Here is a 17,478-nt window from a genome sequence, read left to right as displayed (position 1 = left end):
CTACAGCCGGGGTCGCTCGATCCTCGGTCACGACTGAGGGCGACCGAGACGCAAATAAAGGCCGCCGTCAGTTGCAGTCGGGACTCGAGCCCAATCACCGGTAACCGGCGGCCGCAAGCGGCGGCCGCGGCTCGGCGAGACGACCGCGCTGTCGCCGAGTAATCGGGGATGGGACCGCCGCCACAGGGCATAATACCCGCTTAGGGACGATTGGCAAGAACTGAGAATCGACCGTCTCGGTCGGCGGCTCGCGGTTACCCGTCCGAGTCGGAGTCCGGTTTGCCGTGTGTTACGCCGTCGCGCTCGTCGGCTTGCATCCGGCGCAACGCCGCGCGCCCGTTGCTCGCCTCGTAGCCGAAGAAGACCCCGTTGCCGTACTCTTCGGCGACCTCGACCGCGTGGATCAGGTTGTCGACGTCGACGTTGACCGCGTACAGTTCGATATCGAACGGCGTCTCGAGTGCGCTCTCGAAGCCCTTCGCGATCGTCTCGAGCCAGTAGGTTGTCCCGTAGGCCGTATCGTACAGCGGCACGACGAACTCGTCGACGTACTGCTCGATGGCCTCGAGATCGATCCCGGCGCGCTCGTAGAGGTGGCCGGGGTAGGGATCGGGGTAAAGGGTCATGTAGACCGTTCCGGGGATGCGATCGGTGGCTTCCGCGACGAACTCGGTGATGACGCTGGCTCGCCACTCCATGCGGTCGTCGTACTCGCTCTGCTCGAAGTCACGCTCACAGACGCCACAGCGGCAGTACTCCGCGCGGGGAAAGCCGATATCGTCGAGGCGGACGTCCTCGTTTGCGGCGACGCAGTCGTCGATGATCTCGAAGAGCCCCTCTCGATAGTCCTGTCGAGAGGGACAGATATAGGCCCAGTCGAAGTACGACCGCTCGCGGTCGGCCGGCCGCCCCATGTCGTCGACGGGGAGCAGCGACGGGTCGGCGTCGGCGGCGGCGTTGTCGCCGAAACAGGAGACCATATTTACCCCGTCTTCGATCGGTTCGGCGGACCTGCCGGTCACGTCTTTGACCTCGTAGAAGCCGCGATCGAACTCCGGCCACCGTACTTCTTCGGCGTTACGGGTGACGACGCCGTACATAGCTCAGTGTACGCCGCCGTCCCCCTAAGCGATTCGGAATCGAGCGCTACTCTTCGGCCGGTTCGAAGTCGACTTCGACATCCGACGAGCCGCCGAAGGCGACTTTATAGAGGACGGCGATGACGAACAGGGCGAGTACGATCTTGACGGTACGTGACATGTACGAGTAGAGAATGCGTCGGCAAACACTTAGCTATTCTGGATGGTCTTCTGACCGTGAAAGACCTCCCACGAGCGCCGCGGTCGCCCGACTCAGGTATCGATCAGCGACGCGATCTCGTCGCGGACGATCGTCTCGCAGTACGAGCAGCGAACGCCGTCCTCGAGGACCGAAAACCGAGAGGTCACGGGCTCGTCACCGGTCGTGATACAGCCGGCGTTGGGACAGGAGAGCACGCTTTCGACGATTTCGGGGCGTTCGACGCGGTGTTTCTCGACGACATCGTAGTTCCGAACGATGTTGATCGTCGCGTCCGGCGCGATTAGCGAGAGGACGTCGACCTCGTCCTGGCTGAGCTCGCGGCCCTCGACCTTGACGATGTCTTTGCGCGCGAACCGGTTGGAGGGGACGTTCATCCCGACCGAGACCTCCTCGCCGTTGGTGCCGTCGATGCCCAGAATCGCGAGGACGTTCAGCGCCTGCCCGCCGCGGACGTGATCGATGACGGTACCATCACGGATCTTGCTGACGCGCAGTTCGTGGTCGGCGTCGCCGTCGTGGTGGTCGTGTTCGTCACTCATCGGTCTCACCCCAGATTCCCTTGTCGTCGCTCAACAGGAGGTCGAGCAGTGCCATCCGGACCGGGACGCCGTTGTGTGCCTGTTCGAAGTAGGCCGCGTGATCGGTCTCGTCGATCTCTGGCGCGATCTCGTCGACGCGAGGCAGCGGGTGCATCACTGTCAGATCGTCGCTCGCGGCTGCGAGCGTGTCGGCGTCGATCTGGTACTCGCCGGCGATCTTCTGGTACTCGTTCTCGTCGGGGAACCGCTCGCGCTGGATCCGGGTGACATAGAGTACATCGAGCGAGGGCAGGATCTCCTCGAGAGAGTCGTGTTCGCGAATCCCCGCGCCGTCCTGTTGCTGGTGGAGGTCGTAGACGACCTCGCGGGGCAACTGCAGGCTCTCCGGACTGATGAAGTGCTGGCGGGTGTCGAAGTTCGTCAGCGCGTAGGCCAGCGAGTGGACGGTCCGGCCGTACTTCAGGTCGCCCATGATGCCGATCGTTAGATCGTCCAGTCCGGCGTTTTCCCGGATCGTGTAGAGATCGAGCATCGTCTGAGTCGGGTGATGACCCGCCCCGTCGCCCGCGTTCAGCAGCGGGACGTCGACGAACTCGCTGGCCATCGTCGCCGCGCCCTGCTTTGGATGGCGCACGACGAGCGCGTCGGCGTAGCCCTCGATGACCCGGACGGTGTCGGCGAGCGTTTCCCCCTTCTTCACGCTCGAGGAGTCGACCGGGCCCATGTCGACGACATCGCCGCCGAGGCGCTTCATGGCGGTTTCGAAGCTCATCTTCGTCCGCGTGCTCGGCTCGAAAAAGAGCAGACCCAGCAGCGTTTCCGCGTGCCGTCCGGTGACGGACGACGGATCGGCGTCGATCTCGGCCGCGTGGTCGAGGATGGTCTCGATGTCCTCCCGAGAGAGTTGTTTGCTCGTGATGAGGTGATCGTGGCGCATTCGTTCGTGTAGGCTGTGGCGTGCCCCTTGAATCTCTCCATTCGGTGACGCCCGGGTTGCGGACCGAAACCGAACCGATCCGTGGCCGGCCCCAACGGGCCATGGTACCAGTGTTCGTGAACATAAGGCAAAGAGTTATACAGACACTACAGCTATTGACCATAATTGTATGGTCGGTCGGCTAGAGACGGGAATCGACGTGCTCGATCGGAAACTCGACGGCGGGCTTCCACCGGGGTGTATCGTCGCGTACACCGCCGAGCCGGCCAGTCAGTCCGAACTTCTCTTGTACGAACTCACGGCCGCACGCGGAACGCTGTACCTCTCGACGGAACGCTCCGACGACGCCGTGCGCCACGCCATCGAGACCTCTCCCTCTTCGGTCGGCAGTCCAACTGTCAGACACGTCATAGGTGACGACCCCCTCGAGGAGGCGACTCGACTCATCGGCGCGCTCCCCGACGGGGCCAACCTCATTATCGACACGATGGACGTCCTCGAGCGGGCCGACACGGACGCGTACGTCGCCTTCCTCAACGAACTCAAAACGAAGATGCTCGAGACTGGCAGCCTCGCCGTCCTCCACTGTCTGAAAGCCGACGACGAACCCGAAAACCGGTCTCGGACCTACCACGCCGCCGACGCTGTCTTCGATCTGCGGACCGAAATCGCCGGCACCGAACTCGAGAACCACATGACGATCCCGAAGTTCCGCGGCGGGAGCCAGCCGACCGACGCCATCAAACTCGAGCTCACTGAGGAGGTTGCGATCGACACGAGCCGCGACATCGCGTGAGTTACAGCCGGCGGCGATCGCAAACCGATTGCCGTCGAGGAATAGCCACTATTTGAATCGGCCGCTCCGGGTCTCGGATGCCGGTCTCGCCCTGCCCGCTCCTTGAGCCGACCATCGCGGTCGCTCGGCGTGTCGGCCTCGCGGGCGAAAAAGTCGATCTGCGTAGGTTCCGGTCGACGGAGACCGGTGACGACGGGTTGCGTTACTCTTCTGCGCCTTCGAGTTCGTCGACGATTTCGTCGGCATCGACATCGGCGTCCTCGAGGGCCTCCTCGATGTCGCCGCCGCCCATACCGCCCATGCCGCCCATCATACCGCCCATGCCCATGCCACCCATGCCGTCGATGACTTCCTGGACGATGACGCGGTCGACGCCGACCTTCTCGATGATGTCTTGGCCGATCTGCTGTTTGCCCATCATCCACTGCTGGTTCATGGTCATCTGGGGCGTGGCCTCGAGGTAGAGCGTCTCCTTCTCGACGGTTTCGGTCTCGAACTCGGGCTCTGCGTCCTCGTCGTCCTCGTCGGGTTCGACGGGGACCTCTTCCTCGACCTCGTCCGTCTCGATCCAGAGTTCGGGCTCCATCCCGAGGTACATCTCGAAGAGGCCGGCGGCCTGCTGCTCGCGGTCGTCGACCTCGTCGGCGACGGTGTACTCGTACTCGACATCCTCGCCGGCCAGCGGGTGATTGAAGTCGACGCGGGCACGGCCGCCGATGATCGTGCTGATGTAGCCCTGCTCGCCCTCGATCTGGACGTTTGCACCGGGGTAACGGTCGTCCTCGTCGATCTTCTCGGCGCTGACGGTCTGGACGTCGTCCGGGTCGTACTCGCCGAAGGCGTCCTCGGCAGCGATCGTCACGGTGCCGGAATCGCCGGGTTCGGAGCCGATGATGGCCTCCTCGACGCCCTCGAAGATGTGGCCCTCACCGAGAACGATCGTTCGCGGCTTGAACTCCTGGCCCTGATCGTCGACGCCCTCTTCCTCGGCGACCTCCGGGTCGGTCGTGTCGACGAGTTGCTCGTCTTCGGTGGTGTACGCCGTGTATTCGAGTTCGACGAAATCGCCTTCCTGAAGCCCCTCGGCTTCGTCGGCTGCGTCCTCGCTTACTTCTTCATCGACGTCATCGGCCTGCTCCTCGAGCTCGGCCTCTTGTTCCTCGGTCATACGTGGTACGTCCGGCCGTCTACATTTAAGTACCGCGTTTTCGAGCGAGAGCGACCGATACTTACGACCCCCGTCCGTCCACCCGCCCATGTACGAGGTCGAAGTGAAGGTCCCCGCCGATCTCACGGTCGTTCGGGACCGTCTCGGGGCTCTCGAGGCGACGCCCGAGGGCGCGGTCGTCCAGGTCGACACCTACTACGACGCGCCCCATCGGGAGTTCGCCGAGACCGACGAAGCCCTGCGGATCCGCTCGGAGCGCCCCGAAGACGCCGCCGCGGAGACGCGGGTCACCTACAAGGGGCCGCTCGTCGACGACGAGTCGAAGACCCGCGAGGAGGTCGAGACGAGCGTCGCGAACCACGAGAAGACCGACGCGATCCTGACGAACCTCGGCTTCGAGCCCGCCGCGACGGTCCGCAAGGAGCGCGAGCGGTTCTCGCTCGATGGCTACACCGTCACCCTCGATTCGGTCGAGGATGTCGGCGAGTACGTCGAGGTCGAGACCGAGGTCGAAAGCGAAGCCAAACTCGAGGCGGCTCGCGAGGGTGCCTACGACGTCCTCGAGCGATTGGACCTCGACCCGGCCGACCAGCTCCGAACCTCGTATCTCGGGTTGCTGCTCGAGTCCTGAGCGGGCGAGCGCATAACTCAGGGGTATTTTCTGACCCGTATCTGTTTCCGCAAGTTATACGACTCCGCTCCGTCAAGTCCCGGCAATGAGCGAGCGGAACATCCGGATCGAGTCTATCGATCGACAAGCCGTTGAGGACCAAGAGGTCGAAATCGTCGAGCGAAAAGGGATCGGACATCCCGACTCCATCTGCGACGGGATCGCCGAGAGCGTCGCGGGAGCGCTCGCACGCGAGTACTTGGATCGCGTCGGCGAGGTACTGCACTTCAACACCGACGAGACCCAACTCGTGGCGGGCGAGGCCGCCCCCGCCTTCGGCGGCGGCGAAGTCATCGATCCCATCTATCTGCTGATCGTCGGCCGCGCGACCAAACACTACGAGGGCCAGACCATCCCCGCCGAAACCATCGCGCTGCGGGCCGCCCGCGAGTACCTCGAAGAGTACATCCCCCAGCTCACCGTCGGCGAGGACATCGTCGTCGACGTGAAACTCGGTGAGGGCAGCGGGGATCTTCAGGAGGTCTTCGGCGAGGACGAAGTATCCGTTCCGATGGCAAACGACACCAGCTTCGGTGTCGGCCACGCGCCCCTGACCGAGACCGAACAGATCGTCCTCGAGGCCGAGCACCGGCTGAACGGCGAGTATGCCGACGAAAACCCCGAACTTGGGCCGGACGTGAAGATCATGGGCAAGCGCGAGGGCGACGAGATCGACGTTACCGTCGCGGCGGCGATGGTCGACGACTACATCGCCGATCTCGACGACTACATCGCGGCCGTCGAGGATGTCCGCGAGTTCGTCGACGGCGTCGCACGCGAACACACCGACCGCGCGGTCGATGTCCACGTCAACACGGCTGACGACTACGACGAGGGCTCGATCTATCTCACCGTCACCGGCACCTCCGCCGAGCAGGGTGACGACGGGTCCGTCGGCCGCGGCAACCGCGCGAACGGGCTCATCACGCCCAACCGCTCGATGTCGATGGAAGCGACGAGCGGGAAGAATCCGGTCAACCACATCGGAAAGATCTACAACCTGCTCTCGACGGAAATCGCCGAGAGCGTCGTGAGCGAAGTCGACGGCATCCGCGACCTGCGCGTGCGACTCCTGAGTCAGATCGGCCGGCCGATCGACCAGCCCCACGTCGCCGACGTGCAGGTCGTCACCGACGAGGGCGTCGCGGTCTCGGATGTCGAAGGCGACGTCGAAGCGATCGTCGACCGCGAACTCGCCGACGTGACCGGGATCACGCGTAGCGTGATCGAGGGCGAGCTGTCGACGTTCTGAGCCGCGGGTTTTCCGTACACGTTGTCTCACGTTCCCGGCTCGAGCACCGGCCTTGGTCTAGTCCGTTACCGCGAGTTAGTACCCGAAACCGGCACGGCGAGTGTGCTGCCCGAATACTCAAGAACGGGCCCGGCGTACCGGGTTCCGAATCGAAATACGGAGGCCGCTAATGGCAGACTCGAGTTCGGAATCGACCGCCCGTCCCGTCGTCTACGCCGTCGTCGCGAGCACCTTCTTCGTCGGCTTCGGCGGCGGCGTCGTCTTTCCGATCCTGCCGAACCTCGGCGAAGTGTTGGGAATCTCGGCCTTTCTGGTCGGCGTTATCCTCTCTGCGAACCGCTGGACACGGCTGGTCGCGAACGGGCCGGCCGGCGTATTGGTCGACCGAATCGGCACCCGAAAACCGTTCGTCGCCGGGTTGGCGATCGAGGGGCTCGCGACCTTCGGCTACGTGATCGCGATCGAGTCCGCGATGCCGGAGGTTTGGTTCATCCTCGCGCGGGTCATGTGGGGAATCGGGAGTTCGCTCGTGTTCGCGACGGCTTATACGATCACCGCCGACGTCAGCGAGGCCGCCACGCGGGGGACGAGCATGGGCATCGTCCGTGCCGGAATCACCTTCGGTTTCCCCGCCGGCATGGTGCTCGGCGGAATCGTCAGCGAACTGCGTGGGAACGTGACCGCGTTCGTGCTCGCGGCCTCCTTCGCTGCCCTCGCGAGCGTCATCGCCTTTTTCATCGTCCCCGAAACCCACGTCGAGTCCGCGGACTCATCGATCAAACCGTGGGACCTCGAGATCACCCTGCCCGCGCTCACCGTCGGACTGGTCAACTTCGGGCTCTATTTCGCGTACATCGGCGTGCTCTTCTCGACGCTCGTCCTATACCTCGAGGTCGAAACGCTCACCCTCTCGCTGGACTTTGCGGGCTACGGTATCGACTACGGGGAACAGGGAACGTCCGGACTGTTGATGGCGGTGTCAGCCCTCTCCGGCGCGGTCTTTACGGTCTCCGGCGGGAAGATCAGCGACGCCGTCGGGGCTCGCATGCCCGTGCTCCTCGCTTTCCTCGCGACCAGCTGTGCCGGGTTCGTCGTCCTCACGGTCGCGCCCTCTTTCGGTGCCGTCGTCCTCGCTTGTGGCCTGATCGGCGCGGGACAGGGCGGCGTCGGCGGTCCCCTGACGGCCCTGCTCGCGGACCTCACGCCCGAGGATCGCATGGGCAGAGCGATGGGGACGAACAACATCTTCGGCGACGTGGGCGGCGGCCTCGGGCCGCTGATCTCGTTGCCGTTCGCCAACGCGGTCGGCTTCGACGTACTGTACGCCCTCAGCGCGATCGTTCCGTTGGTGGCCGGCGTCGTTCTCATCGCCGGCATCTACAGCTACACGGGAAGTCTGAGCCCGACGGTCGAGGAATCCGTCGTCTGAGCCCCGCTCCGTCGTGGCTCGAGCCCGATCCCGTCCTCGTAACCCCCTTATAGCCGCGGCCATCTATCACAGTCCATGCACCCGCCGGGAGCCGAGACGGTCCTCATCCGTCACGGGGACCTCAACACCAAGAGCAACACCGTCAAGCGGTACATGGAGGGGCTCCTCGCCGAGAACCTCGAGGCCCTCCTCGCGGAGCGGTCGATCCCCGGCGAGGTCGAGCGCCGGTGGAACCGGCCGCTGGTCCACACTGACACGGACGCCGTCGAGGACGCGACCGCGGCCGCAGCGGACACCTTCGGCGTCGTCTCCGCCAGCCCCGCCCTGACTGTCAGCACCGAAAAGGCGCGGATCCTCGAGGTGCTCGAGGAGACCGCCCGCGAGCACTACGACGGCGGGACGTTCGCGGTCGACGCCCGCCGCTCGGACAAGAGCCTGCCCTACGACAGCGAGGACCTGGCCCGCGAGGCCGGGACCGCGATTTGGGAGACCGTCGAGGACGAGTTCGAGCCCGAAGTCGACCTCGACGATCCCGACCTGACCTTCGGCGTCGAAGTCCGCGAGGACATCGCTTTCGTCTACCTCGAGCAGCGCGAGGGACCGGGCGGGCTCCCGCTCGGTTCCCAGGAACCGGTCATCGCCCTGGTCAGCGGCGGCATCGACTCGCCGGTCGCGGCCTACGAGATGATGAAACGCGGCAGCCCGGTCGTCCCGGCCTACGTCGACCTCGGCGACTACGGCGGGATCGACCACGAGGCCCGCGCGATGGAGACGGTCCGACTCCTCTCGGAGTACGCGCCGAACCACGACATGCAGGTCTACCGGATTCCGGGCGGCGAGACAGTCGACCTGCTGGTCGACGAGATGGAGCAGGGTCGTATGCTCTCGCTCCGGCGCTTTTTCTACCGCGCCGCCGAATCGCTTGCCGAACGCGTCGACGCCAACGGCATCGTCACCGGCGAGGCCGCCGGCCAGAAGTCGAGCCAGACGATCCGGAACCTCGGCGTCACCAGCCGCGCGACCCGGCTCCCGATCCACCGCCCGCTATTGACTCGAGACAAACAGTACATCGTCGCGCAAGCCCGCGAGATCGGGACCTACACCGACTCGACGATGGACGCCGGCTGCAACCGCGTCACGCCCGATCAAGTGGAAACCAACGCCCGACTAAAACCGCTGCTCGAGGCTGAGCCGGACGACCTGCTCGAGCGGGCCGAAGAAGCCGCAACGCGGGCGGAACTGATTGAGCCCTAACCACTGTGACTCACCGTTTTCCCGTCTGCTCGTAGCCGACGCAGCTAGCCACTGCCGGGTGGGACTGAAAGGGGCTGCTCCGTTCGGCGAAGACGGGCGATGCAAGCACTGGAGCGGTGAACGCAGTGAACCGCGAAGCGCACAGCGAGCCCCTCGAGTCGAACGGAGCAGGGGCTTTCATCATCGCTGTCGTTGCAGAGGGGTTCACGCGTCGAACGTGGCAGCTCCCGAGAAACTCAGCTAGAAGCCGAAACCGACATTACACCGTCGCTCCCACCACACGATAGTGACCCGCGTCTGTCTCATCGGCGAGGCCGGGACCAACCTCCAGTACGAACTGCTCTCCCGCGAGACGGCTCGCGAAGCGCTGGCGACGTACGACTTGGCGCGGCCGTTCGAGAACTCGCTCGCCCTCGACACGGTCAGCGTCGGCGCTGCCGTCTCACTGCTGAACGACCTCAACTGGTATCTGACCCGATTCGTCGACGAGGCGCTCGTCCAGGAGCCGAGCATTAGCGACGACGAGTGGCTCTCGCGGCCGCTGGCCGAAGCGCTCCGAAACGGCGACATCGAACCCGCAGCGACGGCCGAATTCTGCAAGATCTACGGCCTCGAGCGAGCCGAGCCGAAAGCCGAGTCAGCTGACGACGCCGGGGACGGGGCCGCCGACTCGAGTCCGGACGCTGACACCGGCCCGGACGCTGACACCGGCCCGGACGCTGAGTCCGGCCCGAACGCGGCTGCCGACTCCGAAGGCGGGGTCGACGGTGGGACGGCCGCAGCCGGTGACGGCTCCAAGGAGTCCGACCGGCCGGGCGTCGCCGAGCCGACGTATCGCCTCGTCGAGCCGCTGTACGTCCGCCGGACCGACGGCGAAATCCCGGAGTACGATCTCCGAGATGTCGAGGACACGCTCGTCGTCCGGCTGACTGAGGCGGAATACGCACCGTAACTCGCCGCTCGAGCTGTCGGCCGCGTTACTCGCTGTCCGAGTCGCTATCCGTAGAACCGTTCGTTTCGCTCGTGCTCTCGTTGTCGGTTCCGCCGTCGCTCTCGCTCGTGCTTTCGGACACGCTCTCGCTTGCCACCGCGATCCCGTGGGCCTGTCCGTGCCGGTCCGTGATACTGACCGAGAGCTTCGACAGCGGCTCGGACTCGAACGTCGCCCGGACGAGTCGGCCGACGGTCGTCTCCTGTGTGGCACAGGCTTCCGTCTCGTCGGCCGTCTCCTGAACCGTCGCCCTGAGCGCGAGCGCGTCGTCGTTTTCCTCGCTCTCGTCGATGTCGATCGAGTCGAGAGCCATCTCGTAACACGGGGTCGGCGCGCCGGCCTCGAGTTTGGCCAGCACCGACACCTCGAAGTCGGTCTCTTCGACGAAGTCGGTCAGCGACTCGGGCGGGGACTCTTGTACGGCGAGCCAGTCGTCGACCGCGTCGCGATCTTGGAGCAACTCTGCGCTCGGCGACGTCGTCCGGTCCGGGGTCTGGAAGGCCTGGGTTTCGTAACTGGCCAGCGCGTCGGGGAGGTCGTCGCTTTCGCCGTCGCCGTCGTCCTCGGGATCGCCGGTTCCGTCGTCGCTGGGCGACCCTTCGTCCGCATCGCCGCTGAGACAGCCGGCCGAAAGCGCGATTACCGAGGCCGTTCCGCCTAATACCGCTCGTCTGGAGGGGCATGTCATCGGATCTGAATGTACGGCGCAGTTCCTAAAAGGGGTTCGGGTAGGTAAAAGAGCGCTTTTCGTCGCGGGTCAGTCGAAGAGCCCGGTCGAAAGGTAGCGCTCGCCGCTGTCCCAGAAGACGGTGACGACCAGCGGGCAGTCGTCGGCCGCTCGGCCGCCGTCGGTTTCCGGCGATGCCGGTTGCGTCCCCTCGTCGAACGCGGTCGGGACCTCCGGACACTCGAGGTCCGGTTGCGCGATCTCCCGAGCGATGCGTTGGGAGACGAGACTCGTCGCGCCGCTGGATTGGCCCACGAGGACGCCCTCGTCGCGGGCGAGGCGACGGCACTCGTCTTCGGCGTCCTCGAGTTTCACGGTCTTGACGCGGTCGATGAGGTCCAAATCGAGGTTGTCGCTGACGAAGCCGGGCCCCATCCCCTGGAAGTCATCGTGACCGGACTCGCCGGTCGAGAGAACGGCGTTTCGCGCGGGTTCGACCGCGACGATCTCCATCTCGGGGAACTCTTCGCGGAGTCGGCGTCCGATGCCCGAAATCGTGCCACCGGTGCCGACGCCGGCGACGAAGGCGTCGATCTCCCGGTCGCCGACCTGCTCGAGAATCTCTGGGCCGGTCGTCTTGTAGTGGGCCTCGGGATTCGCGGGATTCTCGAACTGGCCGAGTTGGATCGCGCCCTCGGCCTCGAGCGTCTCGGCCCGGGCGCGGGCGTCTTCCATGTCGCCGTCGACTAACTCGAGGTCAGCGCCGTAGGCGGCCATGACTTGCTGGCGCTCTTTTGACTTGTCCGAGGGCATGACGATCGTCAGGTCGTAGCCGCGGGCGGCGGCGACCAGCGCGAGGCCGATACCGGTGTTCCCGCTCGTCGGTTCGACGAGCCAGTCGCCGGGTTCGATCAGCCCGTCGCGTTCGGCGGCCCGAACCATCTCGCGGGCCGGCCGGTCCTTGGCCGAGCCGCCGGGGTTGAACGATTCGATCTTGGCCGCGACCGTTGCACCCTCCGGCGAGTCGACCTGGACGAGCGGCGACCCGATGGTATCCAGGATGCTCCCTTTCATTGGCCAGCCATAGGGAGTCGAGACGTATACTGTTTGCTGTAACGAGTTACACGAAGTCGGCAGTGTCGTTCGCGCTCTCTTCGAAGCGAGACCGGGGACCGCAAACACCTCGAAAGCCCCTTTCAGTCCCACCCGGCGGTGGATGGTCGGCCGGTTACGAGAGGGCGGCCAACCACTCGAGCGAACTCCCCTGTCGGAAACACCGCGGTTAAGCCCGCCGAGCCATAATCCGTGCGTATGAGTCTCGAGACCATGCGGCCGAACCCCACGTGGGACGCGGCGTCCTACGAAGACGCGGTCGATACGCTCGCAGCGCACAACGACGAACTGGTGTACAAGGTCTGGGGCGGCGACTGGTGTAAGGACTGTCGCGCCCTACTGCCCGATTTCGGTGCGGCACTCGAGGCCGCCGAGGTTCCCGACGACCGACTCGAGGAGGTCAACGTCGATCAGGACAAACAGGGGCCGGGCGTCGAGGAGTACGGCATCGAGTACATCCCGACGATCGTCGTGGAGGACGACGACGGTGTGGAGATCACCCGCTTCGTCGAGGAAGAAGACGTGCCGCCGGCGGTCTGGCTCGCCGAGCAACTCGAGGACGAACTGGCGTAAGCGACCCCGTTGTCCCCGTCGCTGTTCCGGCCGTTCGATTCGGTTCCCCGATACTCGGATACCACACCAGCGACGCGTCTCCGGAACGGGCCCAGGACTATCCGTTTCGACGTTGGAGAAACGTCATGGCAGCCGACGGCAACGGTCCGGTCTACTACGTGATCAGCGACCTCCACATCGGCGGCGACGAACAGTTGGGCGAAGTCGACTTCCTCGACGAATTGCTCGAATTCCTCGAGCGATTAGCGACGACCGAGGAGGACGCGGAACTCATCATTAACGGCGACGCGTTCGGGCTGTGGGAGTTCACCGACGTCGACGGGCTTGCGAAGTTCGACGTCCTGACCGACCGGTATCCCGAGCTGTTCGAACAGTTGCGCGAGACGGGCGATTCGGTCCCGATCACGCTATTGCCGGGCAACCACGACAACGAACTCGCGGCCTACGACGAGTACGTCGAGCGGCTGGCCGCGTACAACGTCAACCTCGTCCGGGCCGAGTCGATCACCCGCCCGGTCGGCGATCGGACGATCTACTTCGAACACGGCCATCAGCGCGATCCCAACAATCGGTTCGAGGACTTCGGCAATCCCTACGAGACGCCGCTGGGCTACTACTACAACACCAACGTCACGAGCAGGGCCGGCCGGCTGTCCGAACGGGGGCGGTTCAACTGGTTGAAAGACGTCCAGGCGGTGACGCCGACCGAACGGGTCCCCGGCTGGCTCCTCTCGAAGTACTTCTACCGCGAGATGAATCCCCTCTTGCGCTACGCCGTGATCCCGATCCTGTTACTGTTCAATATCAGCGTTCTGCTCGCGGTGCTCGCCGGACTGGACGTCGCCGGCGTCTGGGCGATGCCCGTCGAGACGGCGGACGCGGCCCTCGCCCGGCTGGGTCTCGTCGGGGAGGCGGTCCACTTCCTCCTCGTCGCGAACGCGGCGATCGCCGGCGTCTTGGTGCTTGCAGGCGTTCCGCTCTACTTCATCCTCCGCGATGTCGAGCAGACAGTCGATCGATTCGGCGTATTCGAGACGGACCTCACCGTCGACCCCGACGAACCGTACGCGGCGGCCGCCCGCGAGGTGTTCGCCGAGCGCCCCGAGACGGCGGTCTTCTGTTACGGTCACACCCACCGTCCGCTGCTAAACGACGTCGAGGGCCGTGTACTCGTCAACACCGGCACGTGGCTGAAGCGCCTCCACCGTCGCGACGTCGTCGCGGGGGTGCTTCCGCCGGTGTTCTATCCGTCCTATCAGCTGTGTGTCGTGCGGATCGCCGCCGAATCCGACGGCGTGGCCGTCGAATTCGAGCGACTCGAGAAAGACGATTCTAGTCCGAACGAGATCACGCGCACCGAACGCCTACTCACGCTGGGCCGAGCGCCGACGCCGACGCTGCCCGATCGAGCTGTCGTCACCGACACAGGCCTCGAGTCACCGTCCGATTCCAACGACTGAGCGGGCGGGCGAACGTCCCGCTCGACCGGTCAGAACGGGCTTTCGTCCTCTGCCAGCGTCCCCGCTTCCGAGCCCTCGGCCGCCGCGTTCTCGCCCAGCCACTCGAGGGCCTCGGTCACCTCGTGGGTCGGCGGCGAACACGTCCGATCGCGACAGACGTACAGCGTCGGTTCGCCGTCGCGGGCCTCGCGGCCGGCCCAGATCGGCGGGGCGTCTTCGAGTCCCAGCGTCTCGAGCCAGTCGTCGAGCCCCGCTTCGGTCGGCGGCCGTCGCGCGAACAGCCGGTCGGGCAAGTACCGCGACGCGAACCCCTCGCGCCACTCGGTCGGCAGCGCCTCGGCGGCGACCGTCACCTCGAGCGCGCCGGCCTCGAGCCGGTCGGCGGCGAGACAGAGCGTCGCGTGTTCCAGCGCGCTCGACTCGAGTTTGTTCGCGTGGGTTTCGAGGACGGTCGCGGCGATGTCCGCGAAGTCCTCGTCCGCAAACTCGTCGAGCTCGAGCAGGGCTTCGACCGCCACGCCGGCCGCGGAGGGCGTCGATTGGTCGCCGAGTTCCTGGGGCCGAGTGACCAGCGACTCGCCGCTCTCGGGCGTGAAGTAGAGCGTGCCGCGGTCTTCGTCCCAGAACTCGGCCTCGATGACGCGGGCCAACTCGAGGGCGAACGCGAGATGGTCGACCTCGCCGGTGGCCTGATAGCAGTCCAGTGCGCCCCGCGCGAGGAAGGCGTAGTCCTCGAGGTAGCCGTCGACCTTGACATCCCCGTCTTTGTAGCGTCGCGAGAGCCGCCGGTCGTCCTCGTTCCAGAGGCGATCGCGGACGAACTCGAGGGCGTCGACGGCGGTCGCGGCGTAGCCGTCCTCGCCCAGCACGAGCGCCGCCTCAGCGTACGTCGAGATCAGTAGCCCGTTCCAGCCGGCGAGGACCTTCTCGTCGCGGGCGGGTCGCGGTCGCTCCTCGCGGGCCTCGAACAGCCGCTGTCGGGCCGAGTCGAGTCGCTTCAGGATCTCGCTTTCCTCGAGGTCGAACTGGTCGGCGAGTTCCGAGACGGTGGCCACGCGGTTGGGCTGGTTCCGTCCCTCGAAGTTGCCCGACTCCGAGATGTCGAACCGGGCACAGAAGAGGGCGGCGTCGGTCTCGTCCTCGAGTACCTCGTGGACTTCCTCGGGCGTCCAGACGTAGAACGCGCCCTCCTCGTGCTCGCCCGTTTCGGGCGACTCGCTCTGGGCGTCGAGGGTACTGAAGAAGCCGCCCTCGTCGTGGGTCAGCTCCCGATCGACGAACTCGAGCGTTTCCGAGACGACGGTGGCGTAGCGGTCTTCGCCCGTCAGTTGGTAGCCCGAGAGGAACGCCCGCGGGATCTCGGCGTTGTCGTACAGCATCTTCTCGAAGTGGGGGACCGTCCAGTCCCGATCGACGCAGTACCGATGGAACCCGCCGCCAACGTGGTCGTAGAGCCCGCCCGCGGCCATCGCGTCCAGCGTCTCCTCGAAGACCTCGCGGTACTCCTCGCGACCGGTGCGGTCGTAGGCCCGTGCGAGCACGCGGAGACGCGAGGGTTGCGGGAACTTCTGGCCGGATCCGAACCCACCGTGTTGACGGTCTGCGCTGCGGAGTACCATATCCGCGGCCGTTTCGAGTACATCGCTCGAGGGCGGTTCCGAACCGGTTCCCGCTCCCGCGGTGTCCGGGGTCTCCTCGAGTTGGTCTTTCGCCGCGTCGGTCCACTGCTCGGCGCGGTTTTCCATCTCGGAGCGATCCTCATCGCTCTCCCACGAATCGCTGATCCGCTCACAGAGGTCGAGGAATCCCGGTTGGCCTTGTTTACCCTCCCGCGGGAAGTAGGTCCCCACGAAAAACGGCTTCCCCTCGGGGGTGAGCCACGCCGAGAGCGGCCAACCGCCCCGGCCGGTCACGAGTTGGCAGACGGTCATGTAGATGCTGTCGACGTCCGGGCGCTCCTCGCGGTCGACCTTGATCGGGACGAAGTTCTCGTTGAGTACCTCGGCGACCGCCTCGTCCTCGAAGCTCTCGTCTTCCATGACGTGACACCAGTGACACGCCGAGTAGCCGATCGAGAGGAAGATGGGCACGTCCCGCTCTTTTGCGGCCTCGAGTGCGGCGTCGTCCCACGGCTGCCAGTTGACGGGGTTATCCGCGTGCTGGCGCAAATAGGGGCTCTCCTCTTCGTCGAGCCGGTTGCGCCGGGTCTGGGAATTCATGCTGGAACCTAGGTCCGCGACCGATAAAAGACACGGGCTCACGGAACTCGATGATCGGGTCGGACTCGAGTCGGACGGTCGCCGTCCGTTGCTAGTCGCCGTCGTTCTCGCCGGGTGGCGAATCGATACGACGGACAGTCGTCTGCAAGAGGGACAACTGCGTACTGAACACCTGCGCGTTGGCTTCGAGCATATAGTACGCGCCGTTCTCGAGCGATTCGCGCGTGAACACGACCGTCGTCGAATGGACCTGCGTCTCCCCAGGTTCGGATCGGACGACGTAGCCAACGTACTCGTCTGGCTGTGTCAGGACCGGGACCGTGTCGTCGTTCGGAAGCCTGAGGAGTTCGACGACGATCGGCGCGGGCAGCCGATCAACGACTCGGACGGTCACTCCCGGCCGATGTTCGCGTATCGGTATCAGTACCGATCGATCCCGTTCGGATTCGTTCCTCCGCTCCGAAACGCAATCGTCGGATGGACGCACGTCGGACGGGCGCACGTCGACGGTGATGTCCGTCGATCGGTTCGCTTCTTTCGAAGCACCGCCGACCGAATCTGTCGTCTGCCGGTGCTGTTTCGCCACAGTACTCGAGGAATCGGTTTCAGCCGCTGGACCGTCGGAGTTGCCCGAACCCCTCGGTGTCTCGTTTATCATATGTCGAAAGCGTACGGTTGTTCGGTATGTTTCCGAAATGTCAACGATGCGAGTGCAGATCCATCGGCGACAAGGAAGAGGCCGCTGCCTGCAAGCCCGATAAAAATAGATCGCGATAAGTTACTCGATCGACGTGGAGATGAGATTCAGTCGGGTACTGAACATCTGAGCGTCTTCACCGAGGGTCGCGGAGTCACCGCTGCTGTAGCTCTGATCGCGGGTGAACAGGAGGACAGACGGGGCCTGTGGCCCGTCATCGACCGAATATCGGACGACGTGACCGGTGTACTCGTCCGGTTGCGAGATTTCCGGAACGGTCTCCTCGTCGGCGGTCTGGAGGATGCTCACCGTCGTCCCTGTCTCGAGTTGTGAGACGACGTCGAAGCTTTCCCCGGCTTCGTAATTGTACGTGAACACTAGCACTTGTCCGTCATCATCATCTTGAACCAT

17 protein-coding genes are annotated in these 17,478 nt (G+C 65.1%); 8 read left to right on the top strand and 9 right to left on the bottom strand.

All coding sequences use genetic code 11. The features are described from left to right. Window positions 1–254: 254 nt before the first annotated feature. From ACJYUO_RS04780 to pyrB, 3 genes are all read right to left on the bottom strand, one after another. Window positions 255–1,100: a hypothetical protein gene (locus ACJYUO_RS04780; RefSeq protein ID WP_494344251.1), complete on the bottom strand. Its 846-nt coding sequence runs from the start codon at window positions 1,098–1,100 to the stop codon at window positions 255–257. A 252-nt stretch (window positions 1,101–1,352) separates the two neighbouring features. Next, complete coding sequence (pyrI, locus tag ACJYUO_RS04775) at window positions 1,353–1,841, bottom strand: aspartate carbamoyltransferase regulatory subunit (protein ID WP_494344250.1); 489 nt, start codon at window positions 1,839–1,841, stop codon at window positions 1,353–1,355. Next, window positions 1,834–2,778, bottom strand: a complete 945-nt coding sequence (gene pyrB / locus ACJYUO_RS04770; protein ID WP_494344249.1) for an aspartate carbamoyltransferase — start codon at window positions 2,776–2,778, stop codon at window positions 1,834–1,836. Before pyrB ends, pyrI begins: the two co-directional genes overlap by 8 nt. Window positions 2,779–2,947: 169 nt before the next feature. Here pyrB and ACJYUO_RS04765 point away from each other — a divergent pair, with 169 nt between their 5' ends. Next, window positions 2,948–3,574 carry an RAD55 family ATPase gene (locus ACJYUO_RS04765; protein ID WP_494344248.1) on the top strand — a complete coding sequence of 209 codons (627 nt, stop codon included), beginning with the start codon at window positions 2,948–2,950 and terminating at the stop codon, window positions 3,572–3,574. Window positions 3,575–3,776: 202 nt separating this feature from the next. Here the strand turns inward: ACJYUO_RS04765 and ACJYUO_RS04760 are convergent, their stop codons facing one another. Continuing rightward, the gene (locus ACJYUO_RS04760; protein ID WP_494344247.1) at window positions 3,777–4,742 is read right to left on the bottom strand and encodes an FKBP-type peptidyl-prolyl cis-trans isomerase; all 966 of its coding nucleotides are present in this window, start codon (window positions 4,740–4,742) and stop codon (window positions 3,777–3,779) included. 88 nt (window positions 4,743–4,830) lie between these two features. Between ACJYUO_RS04760 and cyaB the strand changes: the two genes are divergently transcribed. The 5 genes from cyaB (at window position 4,831) to ACJYUO_RS04735 (ending at window position 10,299) form a co-directional block, all read left to right on the top strand. Next, complete coding sequence (gene cyaB, locus ACJYUO_RS04755) at window positions 4,831–5,373, top strand: class IV adenylate cyclase (protein WP_494344246.1); 543 nt, start codon at window positions 4,831–4,833, stop codon at window positions 5,371–5,373. Window positions 5,374–5,458: 85 nt separating this feature from the next. Continuing rightward, on the top strand, window positions 5,459–6,664 hold the full coding sequence (locus tag ACJYUO_RS04750; protein ID WP_494344245.1) for a methionine adenosyltransferase: 1,206 nt from the start codon (window positions 5,459–5,461) through the stop codon (window positions 6,662–6,664). 169 nt (window positions 6,665–6,833) lie between these two features. After that, window positions 6,834–8,093, top strand: coding sequence for an MFS transporter (locus ACJYUO_RS04745; RefSeq protein WP_494344244.1), 1,260 nt, complete (start codon window positions 6,834–6,836; stop codon window positions 8,091–8,093). Window positions 8,094–8,168: 75 nt separating this feature from the next. After that, the gene (locus tag ACJYUO_RS04740) at window positions 8,169–9,347 is read left to right on the top strand and encodes a tRNA sulfurtransferase (protein WP_494344243.1); all 1,179 of its coding nucleotides are present in this window, start codon (window positions 8,169–8,171) and stop codon (window positions 9,345–9,347) included. 286 nt (window positions 9,348–9,633) lie between these two features. Beyond that, on the top strand, window positions 9,634–10,299 hold the full coding sequence (locus tag ACJYUO_RS04735; RefSeq protein WP_494344242.1) for a DUF5804 family protein: 666 nt from the start codon (window positions 9,634–9,636) through the stop codon (window positions 10,297–10,299). Window positions 10,300–10,324: 25 nt separating this feature from the next. Here ACJYUO_RS04735 and ACJYUO_RS04730 read toward each other — a convergent pair whose 3' ends face one another. Together ACJYUO_RS04730 and ACJYUO_RS04725 are read right to left on the bottom strand one after the other, a co-directional pair. Then, on the bottom strand, window positions 10,325–11,026 hold the full coding sequence (locus ACJYUO_RS04730; RefSeq protein WP_494344241.1) for a hypothetical protein: 702 nt from the start codon (window positions 11,024–11,026) through the stop codon (window positions 10,325–10,327). Between the two features lie 69 nt (window positions 11,027–11,095). Continuing rightward, window positions 11,096–12,079 (bottom strand): PLP-dependent cysteine synthase family protein, encoded by a 984-nt coding sequence (locus tag ACJYUO_RS04725; protein ID WP_494344240.1) that lies wholly within the window; start codon window positions 12,077–12,079, stop codon window positions 11,096–11,098. 237 nt (window positions 12,080–12,316) lie between these two features. Between ACJYUO_RS04725 and ACJYUO_RS04720 the strand changes: the two genes are divergently transcribed. Further along, on the top strand, window positions 12,317–12,691 hold the full coding sequence (locus tag ACJYUO_RS04720; protein ID WP_494344239.1) for a TlpA family protein disulfide reductase: 375 nt from the start codon (window positions 12,317–12,319) through the stop codon (window positions 12,689–12,691). Between the two features lie 125 nt (window positions 12,692–12,816). After that, window positions 12,817–14,151, top strand: a complete 1,335-nt coding sequence (locus ACJYUO_RS04715; protein ID WP_494344238.1) for a metallophosphoesterase — start codon at window positions 12,817–12,819, stop codon at window positions 14,149–14,151. A gap of 29 nt (window positions 14,152–14,180) precedes the next feature. Here the strand turns inward: ACJYUO_RS04715 and ACJYUO_RS04710 are convergent, their stop codons facing one another. From ACJYUO_RS04710 to ACJYUO_RS04700, 3 genes are all read right to left on the bottom strand, one after another. Further along, window positions 14,181–16,370 (bottom strand): thioredoxin domain-containing protein, encoded by a 2,190-nt coding sequence (locus ACJYUO_RS04710; RefSeq protein ID WP_494344237.1) that lies wholly within the window; start codon window positions 16,368–16,370, stop codon window positions 14,181–14,183. A 91-nt stretch (window positions 16,371–16,461) separates the two neighbouring features. Beyond that, entirely contained in the window at window positions 16,462–16,764 is a 303-nt protein-coding gene (locus ACJYUO_RS04705) for a hypothetical protein (RefSeq protein ID WP_494344236.1), read from the bottom strand. A 384-nt stretch (window positions 16,765–17,148) separates the two neighbouring features. Continuing rightward, window positions 17,149–17,478, bottom strand: coding sequence for a hypothetical protein (locus ACJYUO_RS04700; protein ID WP_494344235.1), 330 nt, complete (start codon window positions 17,476–17,478; stop codon window positions 17,149–17,151).

The organism is Natrinema sp. CRL1 (genome assembly GCF_059162405.1).
Note: the sequence above shows the minus strand (reverse complement) of the source record. Positions and strands in the feature narration are given on the sequence as shown.